The organism is Duganella dendranthematis (assembly GCF_012849375.1).
Classification (GTDB): domain Bacteria; phylum Pseudomonadota; class Gammaproteobacteria; order Burkholderiales; family Burkholderiaceae_D; genus Rugamonas; species Rugamonas dendranthematis.
The window spans coordinates 5518878-5539478 of record NZ_CP051684.1; the positions used below are offsets into that span (position 1 = coordinate 5518878).

The 20601-nt window shown below is 61.5% G+C and carries 17 protein-coding genes and 2 pseudogenes; 4 read left to right on the plus strand and 15 right to left on the minus strand.

The features are described from left to right. The first annotated feature begins 149 nt into the window (after window positions 1–149). Window positions 150–1157 carry a TraB/GumN family protein gene (locus tag HH213_RS25265; protein WP_169114081.1) on the plus strand — a complete coding sequence of 336 codons (1008 nt, stop codon included), beginning with the start codon at window positions 150–152 and terminating at the stop codon, window positions 1155–1157. 36 nt (window positions 1158–1193) lie between these two features. Here the strand turns inward: HH213_RS25265 and HH213_RS25270 are convergent, their stop codons facing one another. Further along, window positions 1194–2834, minus strand: a complete 1641-nt coding sequence (locus HH213_RS25270) for a tetratricopeptide repeat-containing response regulator (RefSeq protein WP_169114082.1) — start codon at window positions 2832–2834, stop codon at window positions 1194–1196. A 226-nt stretch (window positions 2835–3060) separates the two neighbouring features. Between HH213_RS25270 and purL the strand changes: the two genes are divergently transcribed. After that, window positions 3061–7128 carry a phosphoribosylformylglycinamidine synthase gene (purL, locus tag HH213_RS25275; RefSeq protein WP_169114083.1) on the plus strand — a complete coding sequence of 1356 codons (4068 nt, stop codon included), beginning with the start codon at window positions 3061–3063 and terminating at the stop codon, window positions 7126–7128. Window positions 7129–7132: 4 nt separating this feature from the next. On the opposite strand, the gene HH213_RS30315 is transcribed toward purL, so the two are convergent. The 8 genes and pseudogenes from HH213_RS30315 to HH213_RS25310 form a co-directional block, all read right to left on the minus strand. Further along, window positions 7133–7285 (minus strand): DNA alkylation repair protein, encoded by a 153-nt coding sequence (locus HH213_RS30315; protein ID WP_229263150.1) that lies wholly within the window; start codon window positions 7283–7285, stop codon window positions 7133–7135. Between the two features lie 18 nt (window positions 7286–7303). After that, entirely contained in the window at window positions 7304–7552 is a 249-nt protein-coding gene (locus tag HH213_RS30320) for a DNA alkylation repair protein (protein ID WP_308494514.1), read from the minus strand. A 92-nt stretch (window positions 7553–7644) separates the two neighbouring features. Next, on the minus strand, window positions 7645–8421 hold the full coding sequence (locus tag HH213_RS25285; protein WP_161053356.1) for a foldase protein PrsA: 777 nt from the start codon (window positions 8419–8421) through the stop codon (window positions 7645–7647). A 92-nt stretch (window positions 8422–8513) separates the two neighbouring features. Next, window positions 8514–9290 carry a peptidylprolyl isomerase gene (locus HH213_RS25290; protein ID WP_169114084.1) on the minus strand — a complete coding sequence of 259 codons (777 nt, stop codon included), beginning with the start codon at window positions 9288–9290 and terminating at the stop codon, window positions 8514–8516. Between the two features lie 73 nt (window positions 9291–9363). Beyond that, a complete protein-coding gene (locus tag HH213_RS25295) occupies window positions 9364–9645 on the minus strand; it encodes a BolA family protein (protein WP_110847830.1) in 282 nt (93 codons plus the stop codon). Then, complete coding sequence (locus tag HH213_RS25300; RefSeq protein WP_169114085.1) at window positions 9642–10271, minus strand: septation protein A; 630 nt, start codon at window positions 10269–10271, stop codon at window positions 9642–9644. Before HH213_RS25300 ends, HH213_RS25295 begins: the two co-directional genes overlap by 4 nt. Window positions 10272–10280: 9 nt before the next feature. Next, the gene (gene msrB / locus HH213_RS25305; RefSeq protein ID WP_110847832.1) at window positions 10281–10679 is read right to left on the minus strand and encodes a peptide-methionine (R)-S-oxide reductase MsrB; all 399 of its coding nucleotides are present in this window, start codon (window positions 10677–10679) and stop codon (window positions 10281–10283) included. A 14-nt stretch (window positions 10680–10693) separates the two neighbouring features. Then, window positions 10694–12164, minus strand: a pseudogene (locus tag HH213_RS25310) (protein adenylyltransferase SelO). Window positions 12165–12279: 115 nt separating this feature from the next. On the opposite strand from HH213_RS25310, the gene HH213_RS25315 reads away from it, so the two are divergent. Both HH213_RS25315 and HH213_RS30600 read left to right on the plus strand, forming a co-directional pair. Continuing rightward, window positions 12280–13926, plus strand: a complete 1647-nt coding sequence (locus HH213_RS25315; RefSeq protein WP_169114086.1) for a 3-(methylthio)propionyl-CoA ligase — start codon at window positions 12280–12282, stop codon at window positions 13924–13926. 201 nt (window positions 13927–14127) lie between these two features. After that, window positions 14128–15741: a methyl-accepting chemotaxis protein gene (locus HH213_RS30600; RefSeq protein WP_169114087.1), complete on the plus strand. Its 1614-nt coding sequence runs from the start codon at window positions 14128–14130 to the stop codon at window positions 15739–15741. A 69-nt stretch (window positions 15742–15810) separates the two neighbouring features. Here the strand turns inward: HH213_RS30600 and HH213_RS25325 are convergent, their stop codons facing one another. The 6 genes and pseudogenes from HH213_RS25325 to HH213_RS25345 all read right to left on the minus strand — a co-directional run bounded on the left by HH213_RS25325 (window position 15811) and on the right by HH213_RS25345 (window position 20593). Then, window positions 15811–17217: an MDR family MFS transporter gene (locus HH213_RS25325; RefSeq protein WP_169114088.1), complete on the minus strand. Its 1407-nt coding sequence runs from the start codon at window positions 17215–17217 to the stop codon at window positions 15811–15813. Then, the gene (locus HH213_RS25330; RefSeq protein WP_169114089.1) at window positions 17218–17661 is read right to left on the minus strand and encodes a MarR family winged helix-turn-helix transcriptional regulator; all 444 of its coding nucleotides are present in this window, start codon (window positions 17659–17661) and stop codon (window positions 17218–17220) included. A 103-nt stretch (window positions 17662–17764) separates the two neighbouring features. Then, window positions 17765–18457 (minus strand): DUF4197 domain-containing protein, encoded by a 693-nt coding sequence (locus HH213_RS25335; protein ID WP_110847837.1) that lies wholly within the window; start codon window positions 18455–18457, stop codon window positions 17765–17767. A gap of 50 nt (window positions 18458–18507) precedes the next feature. Continuing rightward, window positions 18508–18942 (minus strand): chemotaxis protein CheW, encoded by a 435-nt coding sequence (locus tag HH213_RS30715; RefSeq protein ID WP_371875719.1) that lies wholly within the window; start codon window positions 18940–18942, stop codon window positions 18508–18510. Between the two features lie 201 nt (window positions 18943–19143). Continuing rightward, window positions 19144–20031, minus strand: a pseudogene (locus tag HH213_RS30720) (chemotaxis protein CheW); the annotation flags it as partial. Further along, window positions 20024–20593, minus strand: a complete 570-nt coding sequence (locus HH213_RS25345) for a chemotaxis protein CheD (protein WP_229263151.1) — start codon at window positions 20591–20593, stop codon at window positions 20024–20026. The gene HH213_RS25345 and the pseudogene HH213_RS30720, both read right to left, overlap by 8 nt. Window positions 20594–20601 lie beyond the last annotated feature (8 nt).

Genomic DNA, 20601 nt, shown 5'->3' on the forward strand with positions numbered 1-20601 from the left:
TGCGCACTTTATTGAGGATTTTTCAATCCCGCAGTTCACCGCGTGCCGCGATTGTGTCCGCCTTCCTGCTGTGCGGTTTGTATTTTGTCTCTTGGTACTTCATCAGCCACTGCCTCGCCAACGGCCTCATCGCTTTCTGAACCGGACCTATGCTCAAACGCCTGCTGCCCACGATCTGCCTGCTCATGCCCCTGACCGCCGCGCTGGCGCAAGAAGCCACTCCACCGGCCCCCACCGAGGAGGCCGCGCCGGAAACCGAAACCATTCTGCTGGTTGGCCAGCGTCCCGGTCCGGGTTTGTGGAAGGTCAGCAAAGGCGATCATGTGCTGTGGGTGTTCGGCAGTTATTCGCCGCTGCCGCTGAAGATGGAGTGGCGCTCGCAGCAGGTGGAGTCGATTCTGGCGCAATCACAAGAGTATCTGGGCCCGCCCGGCGCGCATGGCCATGTCGGCTTCTTCCGCGGCCTGACCTTGCTGCCTAGCCTAATCGGCATTAAGAAGAATCCGGACGGGGCAACGCTGAAGGATGTGCTGCCTGCTGACGTGTATGCGCGCTGGCAGCCGCTCAAGACCAAATACCTGGGCAAGGACGACAGCATCGAGCGCGAACGGCCGATCTTCGTGGCGGATGCGCTGTACGATGCGGCGCTGAAGCAGTCGGGCTTGGGCAAGGGCTACGATGTCAGTAATAAAATCAACGCCATCGTCAAGGAACGCAAGATCAAGAAGACCGACACGAGCATCGCGCTGGAAATGGACGACGCCTCGAAGATGGTCAAGGAATTCAAGAAGTCGTCATTGGCCGACACCGCATGCTTCGACAAGACGCTGACCCGTCTGGAAAGCGATCTTGACGCCATGCGGGTGCGCGCCAACGCCTGGGCCAAGGGTGATCTGGAAGCGATCCAGAAACTCAGTTATGCCGACCAGGAAGCGGAGTGCCGTGACGCCTTGCGCAACGCCGATTTCGTCAAGAACCAGAAAAACTGGCAGAACGTCCAGCAGCGCGTGCAGAATGCGTGGCTGACCGCCGTCGACAAAGCGCTGGAGGCCAACACCACCAGTTTTGCCATGCTGCGCCTGTCCGACATCGTCGGCCCGGACAGTTATCTGACCGCGCTGAAAGCCAAAGGCTACGAAGTGGTCAGCCCCGACTGACGCGGTCTTTCCCGCTTGCGCGGGAATGACGGTGGCTCAGGCCACCGCCGATATACCGTATTTGCGCTGGGTGTAGTGATACTGCGCCGTCAGCGTCTCCAGTGACGGGTGCGCCGGATCGAGGCGGCGCATGCGCTCCAGCAGGAACTGGCAGTGTTCGGCCAGCGGCGCTTCCCAGCCCAGGTCGTCCAGCTGCTTGAGAATGGCCGAGGCGGCCGCCGGCAATAGCGCCATATTGCCGGGCGCTTTGCGCAGGCCGGCGCTCAGCGTATCGACCGCCGCCCGCAGGTCGCCGTGCGAACGCTGCTCGCTGGCGTGCGCGATAAGCTCGTCCACCTGAATCTTGATCTGTTCGCCCATGCCCTGGGCCAGATCGTGGCGGCCGGCTTTTTCAAACACCTGCACCGCGTCGTCCATCGAGACGCCGCTTTCGGTATCGTTCATCAGGTTCAGCATCAAATCGGACGCCTGCTGGTCCAGCTTGACGGCCAGGCAGCTGTGCACCAGCCCCACCTTGAGGCCGGTCGACAGGCCACGGCTGCCGGCCACGGCGTTGACCGCGTTGGTCAGCTCGGTGGCGGCGGCAGTGAGGTTACCGCTCATTTCCTGCAACAGGCCGGCGGCGATGGCGCGGCACACGTCCACATTCGGGCCGCTGCGCAGCGAGCGCTCCATGTCGCGGATCACGCCGCTGGCCTGGTGGGCGTCGCCTTTCTTGACCAGCGTCTTGACCAGCTTGACGTGATCCTCGGGGTCGCGGAATTCGGAATACTTGGCCTTGGCCACCACCTGCTTGAAGGCCTTCTCGGCCACGCCGACGTCGCCGGTCTCAAAGGCGACATCACCCAGATGGCGCAGGCGGCGCACCATGTGCGGCGAAATCGCCACCGCATCTTCCAGGATCTTCTTGGCGGCCTCTTGCTGGCCAAGCGCCTGGTGGCACCGCGCCAGCAGATCGTAGGCGGCCATGTAGCGCGGATTTTGTTCCAGCAGCAGCGACAGGGTTTCCTGCGCTTCCAGGTATTTCTGCAAGCCGAAGCGGCAGCGCGCCAGGCCCAGGTGGGCCCAGGCCACCGGCCGCGTCATCAATATCCACAGGTAGGCAGTTTCCGCTTCTGCCAGTTCGTCGATCGAAAACAGCAGCTCGGCGCGCAGGCGGGCAAAGTCGACGGCGTAGCGAGGGGTTTTTTCCTCGGCGGCCTTGGCCTCGTTAATCGCCCGGCGCACATTGCCCATTTCAACCAGTTGATAGATCGGCAAGAATGAGGTGCGGCGGTCGACTGCGCGTTGCAGGCGCTGGAGCAGGGCGTCCACGGTGAACGGCTTGAGCACGTAGTCGGTGGGCGTCAGTTCGGCCGCGCCGATCACCTTGCCGTACTCGCCTTCCGAGGTCAGCATGATGAAAATCGTCCACGGCGTGATCAGTTTATGATGACGTAAATCTTCCAGCAGCTGCTGGCCATCCTGGCCGTTCGCTTCGCCGCTGCCGTTGCCGAGGTCGTATTCGCACAAGATGATGTCGAACGGTTTTTTCGTGAGCTGGCGAATCGCCGTGCCCGAACTGACCGCGTAATCGATCTTGGTAATCGATGCCTGGCTGAGCATATTGTGCAGGTTGCCGCGCATCCCCGGATTGGGATCGACGATCAGCACTGACAAGTCGCTATATTCTGCCATTCTTCTACATCCAAGCTAAGTTTCGTCCAGCATACTCCAAGGCAAGTGAAAATAGATGATTTTCGGCGCAAAATGTTGCTTCTGTGGCAGCTTTTGCACGGCAGTGGCACTATATGGCAACGCTGATAGCGGGTATAATGCGCGCAAAGGAAAATCTCGCAACACAGTATCTAGTGCCCCATCTCCCTTTAAACCGCAGCCCAGCTGCATCAACTCTCTTCCAATCATGCTGATTCTGCCGGGCTCTAACGCCCTGTCCGCATTCCGTAGCCAACGCCTGTTGAACCAACTGCAAGCGGTGCTGCCTTCCGTTGCCGCCGTTCAGGCGCGCTATGTCCACTTCATCGATGCCGGCGCACCCTTGTCGGCCGACGACACCCAGCGCCTGCAAGGCTTGCTGACCTACGGTGAACCGGCGCACGCCGACAACACTGAAGGCCACGCTGAAGAATTCTTCGTGATTCCGCGCTTCGGCACGATTTCGCCGTGGGCCTCCAAGGCCACCGACATCGTCCACAACTGCGGCATGGTGCACATCAAGCGCGTCGAGCGCGGCGTGGCGTATCGCATCAACCTGAAGACCGGCATCCTGGGCACCGCGCTGGGCGCGACCAAAAAGCTCAGCGATAAGGAATTGCAGGCCGTGGCCGCGCTGCTGCACGACCGCATGACCGAATCGGTGCTGCGCTCGCCGGACGACGCTGCCGGCCTGTTCCGCGAACTGCAAGCCCGGCCGCTGGAATCGGTAGACGTGATCGGCTGTGGCAAAGCGGCGCTGGACAAGGCGAATACCGACCTCGGCCTGGCCATGTCGGACGATGAAGTCGAGTATCTGGACGCCGCCTTCACCAAGGCCGGTCGCAATCCGACCGACGTTGAGCTGATGATGTTCGCGCAGGCGAACTCCGAGCACTGCCGTCACAAGATCTTCAACGCCGACTGGACCATCGACGGCGTCGCCCAGCCGAAGTCGCTGTTCGGCATGATCAAGAACACCCACCAGTTGCAGCCGAAGGGCACCGTGGTTGCCTACAGCGACAACTCGTCGATCATGGAAGGCGCGGAAGTGATGCGCTTCTTCCCGCAAGGCGAAGGCCAGCAGTATGCGCCGATGACCGAGCTGACCCACACGCTGATGAAGGTGGAAACCCACAATCACCCGACCGCGATCTCGCCGTTCCCAGGCGCCTCGACCGGCGCCGGCGGTGAAATCCGTGACGAAGGCGCAACCGGCCGCGGTGCCAAGCCGAAGGCTGGCCTGGCTGGCTTTACCGTGTCCAACCTGCTGCTGCCGGGCGCCGTGCGTCCGTGGGAAAGCGATGCCGTCGTCACCGCACCGATCAAGGACGGCGACTACCGCGACACCGGCAACCCGTACGGCAAACCGGAGCGCATCGCTTCGCCGCTGCAGATCATGATCGACGGCCCGCTGGGCGGCGCTGCCTTCAGCAATGAATTTGGCCGTCCGGTGCTGGGCGGTTACTTCCGTACCTACGAACAGAACATCGGTAAGCAGTTCGCCGGCGCACACGACACCGTGTTCGGCTATCACAAGCCGATCATGATTGCCGGCGGCATCGGCAACATCTCGTCGCAGCATACGCACAAGAACGATATCCCGGTCGGCAGCTTGCTGGTGCAGCTGGGCGGTCCGGGCATGCGCATCGGCATGGGCGGCTCGGCCGCCTCGTCGATGGCGACCGGCACCAACACCGCCGATCTGGACTTCGACTCGGTCCAGCGCGGCAACCCGGAAATGGAACGCCGCGCGCAGGAAGTGATCAACGCTTGCTGGCAGCTGGGCGACAAGAATCCGATCATCTCGATCCACGACGTCGGCGCTGGTGGCCTGTCGAATGCCTTCCCGGAAATCACCAACGACGCCAAGCGCGGCGCGATCTTCGACCTGCGCAAGATTCCGCTGGAAGAAAGCGGCATGGCGCCGAAAGAAATCTGGTCCAACGAATCGCAAGAGCGTTATGTGCTGGCGATTGCGCCGAGCGACCTGCCGCTGTTCCAGGCGATTTGCGAGCGTGAGCGCAGCCTGTTTGCAGTGGTCGGCACCGCCACCGAAGAACGTCAGCTGAAGCTGATCGATCCGGAACTGGGCAACGAGCCGGTCGATATGCCGATGGACGTACTGCTGGGCAAACCGCCCAAAATGCAGCGCGACGTGCATCACGTGCAAAACGATTTCCCCGCCATCGACCTGACCGGTGTCGATCTGGCCGACGCCGCCGAGCGCGTGCTGCTGCTGCCGACCGTCGGCGACAAATCGTTCCTGATCACCATCGGCGACCGTACCGTGGGCGGCATGTCCGTGCGCGACCAGATGGTTGGCCCATGGCAGGTGCCGGTGGCTGACTGTGCCGTGACGGCGATGAGCTTCGAAGGCTACAAGGGCGAAGCGATGGCGATGGGCGAACGCACGCCGCTGGCCGTGATCAACGCTGCCGCCTCGGGCCGCATGGCTGTGGCTGAGGCGGTATTGAACATCGCCGCCGCGCCGATCCGCTCGATCGAAGACATCAAGCTGTCGGCCAACTGGATGGCGGCTTGCGGCCAGCCCGGCCAGGACGCTGCACTGTACGACACCGTCAAGGCTGTCGGTATGGAACTGTGCCCGGCGCTGGGTATTTCTATCCCGGTCGGCAAGGATTCGCTGTCGATGCGCACGACGTGGAAAGAAAGCGGGAAAGAGGGCGATGTGGCCAAGGCGGTGCTGTCGCCGGTCTCGCTGATCGTGTCGTCGTTCGCGCCGGTGTATGACGTGCGCAAATCGCTGACCCCGCAAATCCGCATGGATGCCGGCGACACCGCCATCATCCTGATCGACCTGGGTCGCGGCAAGAACCGCCTCGGTGCCTCGGCGCTGGCGCAAGTCATGGGCCAGCTGGGCAATTCGGTGCCGGACGTGGATAGCGCGGAAGACGTCAAGGGCTTCTTCGCCGCCATCCAGCAACTGAACGCCGATGGCAAGCTGCTGGCTTACCACGACCGTTCGGACGGCGGCCTGTACGGCACGCTGACCGAAATGGCCTTCGCCGGCCGCGCCGGCCTGTCGATCAACCTCGACATCCTGACGCTGGAAGAGGGCCATGGCGCCGACCAGGGCGACGCCAAGAACTGGGCGACGCAGATCGCCGAGCGCCGCAACGAGCAAACGCTGCGCGCACTGTTCTCGGAAGAGCTGGGCGCTGTGATCCAGGTGCGCGCCGACGAGAAATCGCTGGTGATGGATGTGCTGCGTTCGTTCAACCTGGGCGCCTGCAGCCATATCATCGGCAAGCCGAATGACCGTGGCGTGATCGAATTCACCCGCGACGCCAAGATTATCTACAACAAGTCGCGTGCCGAACTGCACCGCCTGTGGAGCGAAACCAGCTGGCGTATTGCCCGTCTGCGTGACAATCCAGCCTGCGCCGATGCCGAATACGACCGTCTGCTGGACGAACAAGATCCAGGCATCACGCCGAAGATCACCTTCGACCTGAGCGACAACGTCGCTGCGCCGTTCCTGGCGACCGGCGTGCGTCCACGCGTGGCCATCCTGCGCGAGCAGGGCGTCAATTCGCACATCGAGACCGCCTATGTCATGCATCAGGCCGGCTTTGCGGCGATCGACGTCCACATGAGCGACCTGATCTCTGGCCGCGCCAAGCTGGCCGACTTCCAGGGCATCATCGCCGTCGGCGGCTTCTCGTACGGCGACGTGCTGGGCGCCGGCGAAGGCTGGGCCAAGACGATTCTGTTCAACGATGCGTTGTCGGATCAGTTCGCCACGTTCTTTGCGCGCAAGGACACCTTCGGCCTGGGCGTCTGCAACGGCTGCCAGATGATGAGCAACCTGAAGCCGCTGATTCCTGGCGCGCACGCGTGGCCGAAGTTCACCACCAACAAATCGGAGAAATTCGAAGCGCGCTTTGCGATGGTGGAAGTGCTGGACTCGCCGTCGATCTTCTTCAGCGGCATGGCCGGCACCCAGACGCCGATCGCCATCGCGCACGGCGAAGGTTATGCCGATTTCTCGCAAACCGGCAACATCAGCGAAGCTGTGGCCGCCATGCGTTTCGTTGACAACCGTGGCGCCGCGACCGAAGCCTACCCGTACAACCCGAACGGCTCGCCGCAAGGCCTGACCTCGGTCACCACGGCGGATGGCCGCTTCACCGTCATGATGCCCCACGCCGAGCGCGTATTCCGCACCGTCCAGCACTCGTGGGCGCCGGAAGCGTGGGGTGAGGAATCGCCATGGATGCGCATGTTCCGCAATGCCCGTAAATTCGTCGGGTAATTAATTACAGGTATTTATTAACCTCACGAAAAAGGAGCGGCGCAACCCGCTCTTTTTCTTTGTGCGTGAATATGCGTACAGCGTCATGCGCGTGGCGGGCATAATCTCTCAATGCCCAGCCGATGGCTTTCTGAATGATTGAATAGCGGTTGCGCATCGGTTTTATCGCGTCAGTCTAATTGCTGCAACAAGGCGATGCGGCGTACCCACATAATATCGTCGCGCAGTGCGACATCCGTGTCATCGTGCTGGTTTTGTAATTTAAAACGGCCAGCAGCGGTTTGCAGGCGGAGCGCCGTTGTAGTGTGCCGACGCCAATGAAATCGAATTGATCGCGCACGTAAGCGCGCATGGCGGGCGCGCGGCTGGTGTCGGCGGTAGAGGCGAGGGCACCCCTTACTGTGGGAAGGAAGTCTGGTTTCATGCTGGTTGTTGGCGCGAATGCGCCATTTTCCGGCTTGCAGAGGACGTAAAAAAAGCGCCTGCATGCAGGCGCTTCTTGCGGAGCAATCCAGCTTACTGGACTTTGGCTTTCTTCACCAGCTCTTCGCGGTAGGCGACGATCTTGCGCTGTTGCAGCGCTTCGGCGACTTGCGGTTTGACTTCTTCCAGCGAAGGCAGTTTTACAGGACGGGATTCTTCCATTTTGATTACGTGATAGCCGAATTCGGTTTTCACTGGGGTCTGGGTGATTTCACCGTTTTTCAGTGCGACCATGGCGTCAGCGAATGGTTTCACCAATTTGCCTGGCGTCATCCAGCCCAGATCGCCGCCATTGGCAGCCGAACCGTCTTTCGATACTTTGGCCAGTTCTTCGAATTTAGCGCCGCCTTTCAGCTTGGCGATAATATCTTTGGCTTCCTGTTCGGTTGCAACCAGAATATGACGCGAGTGATATTCGGTGCCGCCCATGGCTGCTTTATATTTGTCGTATTCAGCTTTGATTTCCGCATCCGATACCGGATTTTTCTTTACGTAATCAGCCAGCATCGCATTGATAATAATGCTTTGACGGGCGTTGTCGATCGCAGCGGTTACATCAGGCTTCTTGCCATAACCCTGTTTATCGGCTTCCTGCAGCAGTACTTCGCGGCCGATCAGTTCTTTCTTGACCATGTCGCGCAGTTGCGGCGAATCAGGCTGCTGACCCTGGGCTACCACTTGCTTGACCATTTGATCGACGCGGGCGGCAGGAATCGCCTTGCCATTCACGGTCGCGGCATTTTGCGCGAACGCTGGGACGGCAACCATGGCGATCAGGGCTAACATCAGACGGGCTGGCTTCAACATCATTATCTAAATCCTTAAAAAATTACACTCTGAAGGTGCATCATACCAACGCGGAATTAAAAACGGCGCCCCGCAGGGCGCCGCCTTTCATAACATTACTGCACTTTTGCTTTCTTTACCAGTTCTTCCTGATACGCCTGCAGTTTCTTCTGAGTCAGCGCTTCCGCGATTTGCGGTTTGACTTCTTCCAGGGTCGGCAGCTTGGCTGGACGGATGTCGTCCACTTTGATCACGTGGAAGCCGTTCGGGGTCTGCACCGGCTTCTCGGTCACTTGGCCTTTGCCCAGTGCGACGAACGCTTGCGAGAATACTGGTGGGAACGACGAAGGCGAGGCCCAGTCCAGGTCGCCGCCATTGGCAGCCGAGCCAGTGTCTTTCGACAGCTTGGCCAGCTCTTCAAACTTGGCGCCGCCCTTGATCTTGGCGATCACGTCGTTGGCTTCCGCTTCGGTGCCCAGCAGGATGTGGCGCACGTGGTATTCCTTGTCGCCAGCCTGGGCAACGAATTTGTCGTACTCAGCCTTGATGTCGGCGTCCGATACCGGATTTTTCTTGACGTAGTCAGCGATCATGGCGTTGATGATGATGGCCTGACGCGCGTTTTCTATCGCGGTCTTGACGTCGTCTTTCTTGCCATAACCTTGCTTTTCCGCTTCCTGCATCATCACTTCGCGGCCGATCAGGTCTTTCTTGATCAGATCGCGCAGCTGCGGCGAATCCGGCTGCTGGCCCTGGGCCACGACTTGCTTAACCACCGCGTCCACGCGCGAGGTCGGGATCGCCTTGCCATTTACGACGGCAACGTTTTGCGCAAAAGCTGGTACGGCGACAACGAGAAGTGCAATCAGCAACTTGGCTGGCTTAAAGGTCATTATTAATTCCTGTATTTGGAAAAAGTGTTATTTTAAAAGCCCGACGGCAATCATTCCCGGACGCGGCACAAAATCATACTTCAGACGGCGCCAGCGCGGTAATGGCCAATGCATGAATTTCTTTATGCATCATATCGTGCACGGAATCATACACGAGTCGATGTCTTGTGACGAGTTTCAGCCCTTCGAATTGTAACGAAACAATTCTGACGTTGTAGTGACCGCCGCCAGAGGCCGCGCCGGCATGGCCGGCATGGGCTGCCGAGTCGTCGTCGACCACCAGTTCGACTGGTTCCAGCCTGGCTTCCAGCGCCGCGCGGATGCGGGCCAGACGGGTATCTTGAATCTGATTCATGCCTGGTCTTTCATGTGACGCGACAAATAAACGGTTTGTGCCACGATAAACACAAACATGATGGCGGTGGCGCCGAATGCTTTAAAACTGACCCAGGAATCGGTATCGCCTTTGAACAGCACAAACGCCAGATACCAGTTCAATACACCCATAAAGGTGAAGAAGGCGATCCAGGCCAGATTCAAGCGGGTCCAGATCTGCTCCGGCAATTCGATGATTTCGCCCATCGACTTGCGCATCAGGTTCTTTTTGAATACCAGGTCGCTGACCAGCAGCGCGCCGGCAAACAGCCAGTACACAATACTGAGCTTCCATTTAATGAAGTCTTCGTCGTGCAAATAAATGGTCAGGCCGCCGAAGACGACGAACATACCCAGCGACAGCCATAAAATCCCGTCGACCTTGCGCCCGCGCAGCTTGATCCAGGCAATCTGCGCCATCGTCGCCAGAATGCCGACTAGCGTGGCGATGACGATGGGCGACTGCTCGGCGGTGACGGAACCGCCGGAAATCATGCCGCTCATGTGGGTGTTGATGAAGTGCTGCGTCGCTTCGGCGTTCCAGCCAGCCAGCTTATAGGAGCCGAAGAACAGCAGGACGGGGATCAGGTCGAACAGGAATTTCATGGTGTCTTATTAGTCTTGTGGGTCAAAGCGCAAGGACGCCGAGTTGATGCAATAGCGCAGCCCGGTTGGCGGCGGACCGTCCGGGAACACGTGGCCAAGGTGGGCATCGCATACGGCGCAAATGATTTCGGTGCGCAGCATACCATGCGTACGGTCAACCTTCTCGATCACATTGGCCGGATCGATCGGTTCAAAGTAGCTCGGCCAGCCGCAGCCGGAATCAAACTTGGCGTCGGAACGGAACAGCGGCGTGTTGCAGCAGACGCAGGTGTAAGTGCCGTGCTCATGATGATCCCAGAATTTGCCGGTAAAAGCACGTTCGGTGGCGGCGTGACGCGTGACTTGGTACTCCATCGGGTCCAGCTGGTCGCGCCATTCGGCGTCGGGTTTGACAACTTTATTGCTCATGGCTTATTTCTCGCTTAAGAAGAACAGCTGACTTCCAGGTGACTTGCCCAGTCCGGGGCAAGGCGGCGTAATGCTCGTGCTCGGGCTGTTCGTCGTAGGGACGCTGCAATACCGCCAGCAAGCGCTCCACCTCGGAAAAGTCCTTATTTTGCGCCTTTTCAATGGCCACTTGGGCCAGATAGTTTCGCAGCACGTATTTGGGGTTGACTTGATTCATCGCAAGCGTGCGCGCCTGGTCGTCACTCTGTTCGGCGCGCAGGCGGGAACGGTAGCGCTCGGCCCAGGCGTCGAAAGCGGCACGGTCGATGAACAGGTCGCGCAACGGTTCGTCGCCGCTGGCGTCGGCCGCGCGCACGCCGCTCAGGCGGCGGAAGAACAGCGTGAAATCCACGCCTTCCAGCATCGCGAACATATCGTCCAGCAGTACGCGGTCGGTATCGAAGTGCTCATCCAGTACGGACAACCCCAGCTTGGCGTGCAGCAGTTCATCCAGCTTGGCGGCGAACTCCGGCTGGTAGACGTCCAGCGCCGCTTGCGTTTCTTCCACTTCGCCGATCAGCGGCAGCAGCGCTTGTGCCAGCGCGTAGCAATTCCAGTGGCCCACCTGCGGCTGGTTGGCGTAGGAATAGCGGCCTTGCTGGTCGGTGTGATTGCAGATGTGGTTGGCGTCGAACGCTTCCATAAAGCCGAACGGGCCGTAATCCAGCGTCAGGCCGAGGATCGACATATTGTCGGTGTTCATCACGCCATGCATGAAGCCGACCGCTTGCCAGTGAGCGATCATGTGGGCGGTGCGGCGCGTGACTTCTTCCAGCAATGCGCGATAAGGATTGGCTTCCGCGCGCAACGCCGGATAAAAGCGGTCGATCACATAATTGGCCAGCACTTTCAGCTCATCGTTTTTCTTGCGGTAGTACCAGTGCTCGAACGAGCCGAAGCGCACGAACGACGGCGCCATGCGCACCACCACGGCCGAGGTTTCGGCGGCTTCGCGCATCACGCCCTGATCCGAACCGGCCACCGCCAGCGCGCGCGAGGTGGGAATGCCCAGCGCATGCATGGCTTCCGAGCACAGGAATTCGCGGATCGACGAACGCAGCACGGCACGGCCGTCGCCCATGCGCGAGTAGGGCGTCAGGCCGGCGCCTTTCCATTGCAACTCCATCGGACCTTGCGCAGTGGCGACGTCGCCGAACAGGATGGCGCGGCCGTCACCCAGCTGACCGGCCCAGACGCCGAACTGGTGGCCGGAATACACGGCCGCCAGCGGCAGCGCACGGTCCGGCACGCTATTACCGATCAGAACCTCGACGCTGTCGGCCACTTCGGCCGGCGTCAGGCCGAGCAGCTGCGCGGCCGGCGCGCTGACGCCCACCAGGTAAGGGAAGGCAGCGGGGTCGGCATCAAGCGGGTGTAAAAAGCAGGCGGCAAAGACGCAAAAGAATTGTCCAGCGGCAGGGTAGAGGCAGTAATGATGTGCTCCAGTTTGACTAAGCTTCGGATTTTACCGCAGCGAGCGAATGCGGCAGTGCAGCATCGAAAACCGTTGACGCTGTTCAGGCGCGCATTCGACACTCTTTCTCATATATAGGAGACATGCATGCAATCACAAGTACCTCTGATGGGACAGATGATGGACCAGCCGTTGCTGATTTCCACCATCATCGACTTTGCCGCCCGCCACTACGCCAATAGCGAAATCGTCTCGCAGCGCGTCGAAGGCGACCTGCACCGCTACACATTCCGCGACTGCCAGCGGCGCGCCAAGCAACTGGCGCAGGCGCTGCAACACCTGGGCGTGCGCATGGGCGAGCGCGTGGCGACGCTGGCGTGGAACGGCTACCGTCACCTGGAAGCGTACTACGCCGTGTCCGGCAGCGGCGCCGTGCTGCACACCATCAACCCGCGCCTGCATCCGGAACAGCTGGCCTACATCTGCAACCACGCGGAAGACCAGTACCTGCTGTTCGATTTCTGCTTCCTGCCGCTGGTCGAGGCCATCGCGCCGCACTGCAAGACCGTCAAGGGCTGGATTTTGCTGGGTGCGGCCGACCGCATGCCGGACGAGAGCAAGATTCCCAACCTGCTGTGCTACGAAGACCTGCTGGCCGCGCAATCCGGCGACTACAGCTGGCCGGTGTTCGACGAAAACGCCGCCGCGACGCTGTGCTACACCTCCGGCACCACCGGCAATCCGAAAGGTGCGCTGTATTCGCACCGCTCGACCGTGCTGCACGCCTACGCCTCGGCCTTGCCGAACGTGCTCAACGTGTCGTCGCGCGACGCGGTAATGCCGGTGGTGCCGATGTTCCACGTCAACGCCTGGGGCCTGCCGTATTCGGTGCCGCTGTCGGGCGCGAAAATGGTGTTCCCCGGCCCGGCGCTGGACGGCAAATCCGTCTATGAGTTGATGGAAAGCGAAAAGGTGACGTTCTCGGCCGGCGTGCCGACCGTCTGGCTGGGCCTGATCAACTATTGCCTGCAGCATCAGCTGAAGTTTTCCACCTTCCGCCGCACCGTGATCGGCGGCTCGGCCTGTCCGCCGGCCATGATGAATACGCTGATCGACGAGTTTGGCGTGGAAGTCATCCACGGCTGGGGCATGACCGAGATGTCGCCGCTGGGCACGACCGGCGGGCTGCTGTCCAGGCACATGGCGCTGCCGAAAGAGGAGCAACGCAAGATCCTGCAGAAGCAGGGCCACGCCATCTACGGCGTCGACATGAAAATTGTCGACGAGCTGGGCGCGGAATTGCCATGGGACGGCGTCAGCGCCGGCGACTTGCTGGTGAAAGGGCCGTGGATCATCGCCAGCTATTTCAAGCACGAAGGCGGCGATGTGCTGCAAGACGGCTGGTTCCCGACCGGCGATGTCGCCACCATCGACCCGGACGGCTTCATGCAGATCACCGACCGCGCCAAGGACGTCATCAAGTCCGGCGGCGAGTGGATCGGCACGATCGACCTGGAAAACATCGCCATGTCGCACCCGGCGGTGATGCAGGCTGCCTGCATCGGCGTATTCCATCCAAAATGGGACGAGCGGCCGCTGCTGGTGGTGGTGCGGCGGCCGGGGCAGGAAGTGAGCCGCGAGCAGCTGCTGGCCCATTTCGATGGCAAGGTGGCCAAGTGGTGGCTGCCGGATGATGTGGTCTTTGCCGACGCCTTGCCAGTCGGCGGGACCGGCAAAATCCAGAAGAACAAGCTGCGCGAACAATTCCGAGATTATCGGCTACCGACCTCCTGAATCTGCTTGCGTGCATGAAACTGGGTTAAGTTCATAAATAAATAGTTTGACTCCTAACGGTCAAAGCTATTACATTATTGCCCTACGGCACTTTTAAGGCCGCCCCGGCCAACCCAGGCGCGCACTCCAGCACAGCACTCCGCAGGCGATAGGTTATCTATTCGACACGCTCCCGGTCCATTCTACAGACGAGAAAACGATATGTTCAATAGCATAACCATTCGCACGCGCCTGATCGCGACCATGTCCGTCATCGGTATCTTGATGCTGGTGCTCGGTGTCCTCAGCATCTTCGGCATGAATACCGTCAACTTCGCCCTGAAGGACGTGTATTCGAATCAGATGGCTTCGACCATCGCACTGGGCAACGCCAAGAATTTCCTCAACCGCTCGCGTTTTGTCATCGATCGCGGCGTGTTCCATCCGGAGGCGCCGGACCTCGAAAAAACCCTGTCGCGCGCCGAGGGCTTCCTCAACGATTCTGACAAATCGTGGAAAGGCTATCTGGCGCTGCCGTTGGGCGATGAAGAGAAAGTGCTGGCCAACGACCTGAACGCCAAGCGCACGCTGTACCGCGCCGAACTGGTCGCCCTGATCACCGCGCTGCGCGCCAAGGACGCCGACAAAATCGAAAATCTGTCGATGAAAACCCTTTCGGCCCAGTTCGGCATTTTTGATGCCGCCTCAGTCAAGCTGGAAGACTACCAGCTGACTTCGGCCAAGCACCACTATGACGACAGCCAGTCCTTCTTCTCGACCTTTACCAAGGGCTACACCGTGGCGCTGGTATTCGGCGCGGCGCTGATCATCTTCTCGGCCATCCGCCTGCTGAGCGCCATCCTGCGTCCGCTGGAACACGCACTGGGCCACTTCGACCAGATCGCCGCCGGCAATTTGTCGAACCAGATCGACGTCTCGCGTAACGATGAAATGGGCAAGCTGATGAAGGGCCTGACCAAAATGCAGGACCAGATGTCCAGCACCGTCAGCAGCATCCGCACCGGCAGCAGCGCGATTGCCACCGCCAGCGCGGAAATCGCTTCGGGCAATCTGGACCTGTCGCGCCGCACCGAGAACCAGGCCGCCGCACTGGAAGAAACCGCATCGTCGCTGGAAGAACTGACCTCGACCGTGCGTCAGAACGCCGACAACGCCCGTCAAGCCAATCAACTGGCGCTGAGCGCGCAGGACGTGGCAGGCAAGGGCGGCCAGTTGGTGTCGCAGGTGGTGGACACCATGGGCAACATCAACACCTCGTCGCGTAAGATTGCCGACATTATTGGCGTGATCGATGGCATCGCCTTCCAGACCAACATCCTGGCGCTGAATGCAGCGGTGGAAGCGGCCCGTGCCGGCGAACAAGGCCGTGGTTTCGCAGTGGTGGCGACTGAAGTGCGTAATCTGGCGCAGCGTTCGGCTGCGGCAGCCAAGGAAATCAAGGAACTGATTACGGAGTCGGTGTCGCAGGTTGATGCTGGTAATCAGCTGGTCGATAGGGCCGGCGCCACGATGAATGACATCGTCAGCAGCGTGGAGCGCGTGACCAGCATCATGACCGAGATCATGGTCGCCGGCGAAGAGCAAAGCGAAGGCATCAACCAGATCAACCAGGCCATCGTGTCGATGGACGAAGTGACGCAGCAGAATGCGGCGCTGGTGGAAGAGGCGGCAGCAGCAGCCAACGCGATGCAGGAGCAGGCGGCGCAGCTGGAAGAGATGGTCAGCACCTTCAAGCTGGACACCAACACCACGCAGCGTCTCGGCGGCGGCAACCGTCCGGCCTTGCGCAGTCCGGCACTGGCGCTGGGCCAGTAACATACGTCGCTCCCGCGCAGGCGGGAGCCCATATTCGGCACGGACTCCCGCGTGCGCGGGAGCGACATGCTAGCGCTTGACGGTGGTCGTCGTCGCCAGCGGTACTTCCGGCAGGAAGGCGAGCATCAGCAGTCCTAATCCCACCATCACGGTGCCGACGCCGAAGATCTGGCCGATGGCGTGACGGTAGAGCGCGGCGTTGGCCGCATTGGCCGCCTGGCCGTGCAGCTGCTGCGCCAGGATCGCGCCGGAACCCGTTACGCCGATCAACCCGCCCAACGAGCGGAAAAAGCCCAGCATCGCCGTGCCGACACCGCGTCGCGCAGCGGGCAGGGCGTTCTGCACCGCCATTGTCATATTCGGCATCACCAGGCCGAGGCCCATGCCCAGCACGAAGATAGCCGGCTCCAGGACCGCGTAGCCCGCCGAGGCGGCAATACCCCAGGCCAGCACGCCGAACGACAGCGTGGCCAGCGTCAGGCCGACCACCTGCGCCGGTTTGTAGCGGCCGGACTTGGCCAGCACGCGGCCGCCCAGCGCGGACGAGATCACAAGACCCACCATCATCGGCATGGTCAGCAGACCCGAGCTGGCCGGCGACACTCCCATCACCAACTGGAACAGCAGCGGAAAGAACACGCTGGAACCCATCATGCCGACGAAGGTCAGCGCCAGCACCACGCTGGCGACGTTGAACACCCGATTGTCGAACAGGTCCGGCGGCAGCACCGGCTCCGGCACGCGCCGCACATGCCACACCAACACCACGGCCAGCAGCACCGCGAGCGCACCCAGCCAGCGGACCTGCTGGCCTTTCCACGGCCATTCTGTGCCGCCCAGCGCCAGCACCAGCAGCGCCGCCGTAATAGCGCCGGTCAGCAGTACGGAGCCGAGATAATCGATCTTGTGTGCATTGTGCGGCTTATCGTGCGGCATCGATTTGGCGATCAGGTACAGCGCCACCGCGCCAATCGGCAGGTTGACGTAGAAAATCCAATGCCACGACAGCCAGTCGGTCAGCAGCCCGCCCAGCACCGGACCCAGCACGCTGGTCAGCGCATACACGGCGGCGATGCTGCCCTGGCGCTTGCCGCGCTCGGCCGGCGGCACCAGGTCGCCGATGACGATCTGCGCCAGCGGCATGAAGCCGCCCGCGCCCAGACCCTGAATGGCGCGGAAGGCGATCAGTTCGGCCATGTTCTGCGCCAGCCCGCACAGCGCCGAGCCGACCAGGAAGGTAATGATGGCGGTGTACAGCAGCGGCCTGCGGCCATATTGGTCGCTCAGCTTGCCGTACAGCGGCATGGTGGCGGTGGATGCCAGCACGTAGGCGGTGACCACCCACGACAGGTGGGCCACGCCACCCAGCTCGGACACGATGCGCGGCAGCGCGGTGGCGACGATGCTCTGGTCGAGCGCCGCCAGGCTGATCATGGTGACCAGGCCGAAATAGATTTTACGGATGGAGGTATTCATTTATTCGCCGATTTCATTCAGGTACACCAGGGCATTGCGCAGTGCGGCCGCGCCTTCCGGCGGCAGCTGCGACAGCCGCCGCGCCAGCCAGTCGAGCCGCCGGGCGCGGATTTCCGTCAACAACGCCGTGCCGTGCTCGGTCAGCAGCAGGCCGCTGCGGCGGCGATCGTCCGGATCCGGGGCGTCGCGCCTGACCAGGTTGAGCGCTTCCAGCGCCTTGATGTGGCCACTCATGGTCGGCCCGCGCAGCTTTTCCTGCCGCGCCAGCTCGGCCACGCCGATGCCCGGCTGGCGGCTGATGGTGGAAATCAGCATTTTCTGCTGCAAGGTCAGCCCGGACGGATCGTTGTCGCTCTCCTGGCGCAAGCGGCGGAATACGTGGTGCAGGGCGGTGCGCAACTCGTCGGCCAGGGCGATTGCTTGCGGGGACAGGTCTGGGCTCATGGTTAAATAGATAGGTAGGCTACCTATCTATGTTAGTCCGAGCCGCCGGCAAATTCAAGGCGAAAAAAAAGCCCGGGTAACCGGGCTGAGGGGAGGAGGCAACTTACTTGAGGGCGCCGAACACTTTGCCGATCAGCTTGCTGCCGGTGCCGAGCGGGTCGGCGCGGATGGCTTTTTCTTCCTCAGCGATCATGGTGTACAGGCCATCCAGCGCGCGCTGGGTGACGTAGCCCTCGACGGTGGCCTGGTCCTTGGCCAGCATGCCCATCTTCGGCGCCAGGCTCATGGCGGCGTTGTACTTGGTGGCGACGCCGGAGCGGTCGGTGACTTTCTTCACCACCGGCAGAAATTGCACCGCCAGCTTGTCCTGCGTCTTGGCGCGGAAGAAATCGGTAACGGAAGTGTCGCCGCCGGTCAGGATGTTCTTGGCGTCGCTGATGGACATCGACTTGACGGCGTCGATCAGCAGCGGCTTGGCCATCGGCACGGCGGATTCGGCAGCGCGGTTCATCTGCACCACCAGGTCGTCCAGTTGCTGGCCCTTGCCGGTCATCTTCAGGATCGGCCGCGCCTGCTCCAGGATCTTGGGCAGCGGGATGCGCACCTTGGCGTTGTCGAGGAAGCCACCTTCCGCGCCCAGCTTGCTGACGGCGGCGTTCGAGCCGGTCTCCAGCGCCGCCTTCAGGCCGCTGGATGCATCCTGGTTGCTGAGGTCGGACAGCGAGATCGCATACGCGCTGGCGGCCAGCAGGCTCATCGGAATCAACAGGGCGATCGTACGGCGGGATATACACATGGTCAGTAACGCTGTGAGTTGGCAATACTGCTACTGTACTCCTCCAGCACTCACGCCGCCAGCGCCGGGATTTCGCGCGCCAGCCGTTCCAGCAGACGGTCGCACTGGAACACGCTCAGCGTGCGGCGCGCATCGCCTTCGCCGATGTCGATCACTTCGTCCATTTCGCTACGCGGATCGCCTTGCGCGCTGGCGTTGCGCATCATCTTGGGGGCGCCGAAACGGTGGCTGTCCTCGATGGTCATGATGTTTTCCACCGCGTCCACCATCAGGCCGTAACATTCGTCGCCGCGCTCCACCACCAGGATCTTCGCCAGCCCACTGTCTTCCAGCGGCGCCATCTGGTACAGGCTGCGCAGGTCGATCACGCTGACCATCTGCTGCCGCAGGTTCAGCATGCCGCGCATAAAGCCGGGCAGGCCGGGCGGCCGGGTCAGCTCACCCACGCTGAGGTCGATAATCTCGCGCACCTGCTTGATTTCCACCGCGTAGCTGTTTTCCAGCGCAAAGGTGATGTAGACCTGACGCTGGCTGCGGCGCGCATCCCGCCGGTCGTTCTTGGCCAGCAACTCCTCATCCTTGGGATACAGGTTGGCGTGGCCGGTGCGCATCTCCTTGATCTCGTTGCTGGAGAAAATCTGCCGGTGATCGAGGAAGAAGATATCGCCCAGCTGCGGCCGCGACAGGCAGCCGCCGAACATGCCGGCGCGCGCCTTGCTCAGCAGCGGAATCGGCATCACTTCTTCGCTGTAGAAATTGATGATGTTGTCGACCGAGTCGACCAGGAAGCCGATGGTGGCGTCGTCGATGCGGGCCACGATGATGCGCTGGTCAGTGGTGGCGGCCGCGGCGTCGGCCTGCGCGCGGGTCGGCGCGGCATTCAGCAGCGTGGCGAAATCCACCACCGCCACCGGCGCGCCACGGAAGTTGATGCGGCCCAGACACAGCGCGCTGTTCAGCACCGACGCCTGCAATTCCGGCACACGGATAATTTCCTGGATGGCCGCCATCTCGAACGCAAACGACGACGGGCCGGCGCGGAAGCTGACGCACTGGCGCCGTTCGCCGTGGTGGCGCCGGGTTTCCTTGTCGGCGCACTGGATGGCGCGCACCTGCGGCACGTTTTCGATGTGGATCAGCGTATCGGGATCGAGGATCTGCACCAGCCGCGCACCGTGGTCGAGCAGGATGGTGCCAGCCACCACGCCGTGCTGTTCGCCATCGGTGTAAGCCAGCCGGCTGCGCTGTTCTGGCCGCACGCGCAGGATTTCGCCGGTGGCGTCGAACAGGATGCCGATTAATACGCCTTCGTAATCGAGGATGGCGATCTTGTCGGTCGGCAGCGCACCACGCGCGCTTGGATCGAACACCCGGCCCAGGTTGACCACCGGGATCACGCTGCCGCGCAAGGTGAACACACCTTCCAGGAATTTCGGCGACAGCGGCAGCGCCGACACCTTGTCCGGGTAGTTGACCACCTCGCGGAAGCAACTGGCGGGCAGGGCGAACTCATCGCCGCCAAGCACGAAGGAGCCAAACAATTCAGTACAGGTAACCGCCGAGGCATCAGGCATGCGTGGCTCCGGAGCAATTGGTGACGATTTCCTGCACGGCGTAGGTGCAGGTGGCGCAATCGATGGTCAGCGTGCGGCCGCACTTGCCGCCGATGCGGCAATAGCTGACGTTCAATCCAAACTTGCGCAGATGCTTGCGCGCCGCATCGGCGTTTTGCTGGCCGATCTGCAAGCGGCTGGAGCAGCTGTTCAGCATGGTGGCGCCGCCGGCGATCACCACTTCGATATCGGCGAAGTCCTCCTCGCTGGCGCCCAGCAGGCGCAGCAGCGATGGCACGGCCTGGTTGACGTAGCGCGCGCCAAACTCGTCGGCCATCTGCGGGCATTCCGGCAGCAGGCAGTGCGCCAGCGCGCACTGGCCGCGTTTCTTCCAGATCAGCGCGATGCCAACGCAGGAACCCAGCAGCGCTTGCAACTGATCGGTGCGGGCGCCCAGTTTCAATTGGCCCATGGCCACTTGCAGCGGTGCGCGCCGGCCGTCGTCTGCCCGTTCCGGAATCGCCCACGGCATCGCGGCGCCAGCCGCAGGCCGTTGTACGGGAGTGTTGAAGAGTGCTTGCATGTTGACCG

Excerpts from the sequence above, each read along its gene's own strand:
- HH213_RS25270 (WP_169114082.1), bottom strand. The coding sequence starts at position 2,834 with ATGGCAGAATATAGCGACTTGTCAGTGCTGATCGTCGATCCCAATCCG.
- HH213_RS25300 (WP_169114085.1), bottom strand. The coding sequence starts at position 10,271 with ATGAAATTCCTGTTCGACCTGATCCCCGTCCTGCTGTTCTTCGGCTCC.
- HH213_RS25330 (WP_169114089.1), bottom strand. The coding sequence starts at position 17,661 with ATGAGCCCAGACCTGTCCCCGCAAGCAATCGCCCTGGCCGACGAGTTG.
- HH213_RS25325 (WP_169114088.1), bottom strand. The coding sequence starts at position 17,217 with ATGAATACCTCCATCCGTAAAATCTATTTCGGCCTGGTCACCATGATC.
- HH213_RS25285 (WP_161053356.1), bottom strand. The coding sequence starts at position 8,421 with ATGATGTTGAAGCCAGCCCGTCTGATGTTAGCCCTGATCGCCATGGTT.
- HH213_RS30320 (WP_308494514.1), bottom strand. The coding sequence starts at position 7,552 with ATGAAACCAGACTTCCTTCCCACAGTAAGGGGTGCCCTCGCCTCTACC.
- HH213_RS25290 (WP_169114084.1), bottom strand. The coding sequence starts at position 9,290 with ATGACCTTTAAGCCAGCCAAGTTGCTGATTGCACTTCTCGTTGTCGCC.
- purL (WP_169114083.1), top strand. The coding sequence starts at position 3,061 with ATGCTGATTCTGCCGGGCTCTAACGCCCTGTCCGCATTCCGTAGCCAA.
- HH213_RS25295 (WP_110847830.1), bottom strand. The coding sequence starts at position 9,645 with ATGAATCAGATTCAAGATACCCGTCTGGCCCGCATCCGCGCGGCGCTG.
- HH213_RS25335 (WP_110847837.1), bottom strand. The coding sequence starts at position 18,457 with ATGTGTATATCCCGCCGTACGATCGCCCTGTTGATTCCGATGAGCCTG.
- HH213_RS30315 (WP_229263150.1), bottom strand. The coding sequence starts at position 7,285 with ATGCGCAACCGCTATTCAATCATTCAGAAAGCCATCGGCTGGGCATTG.
- HH213_RS25265 (WP_169114081.1), top strand. The coding sequence starts at position 150 with ATGCTCAAACGCCTGCTGCCCACGATCTGCCTGCTCATGCCCCTGACC.
- msrB (WP_110847832.1), bottom strand. The coding sequence starts at position 10,679 with ATGAGCAATAAAGTTGTCAAACCCGACGCCGAATGGCGCGACCAGCTG.
- HH213_RS30600 (WP_169114087.1), top strand. The coding sequence starts at position 14,128 with ATGTTCAATAGCATAACCATTCGCACGCGCCTGATCGCGACCATGTCC.
- HH213_RS25345 (WP_229263151.1), bottom strand. The coding sequence starts at position 20,593 with ATGCAAGCACTCTTCAACACTCCCGTACAACGGCCTGCGGCTGGCGCC.
- HH213_RS25315 (WP_169114086.1), top strand. The coding sequence starts at position 12,280 with ATGCAATCACAAGTACCTCTGATGGGACAGATGATGGACCAGCCGTTG.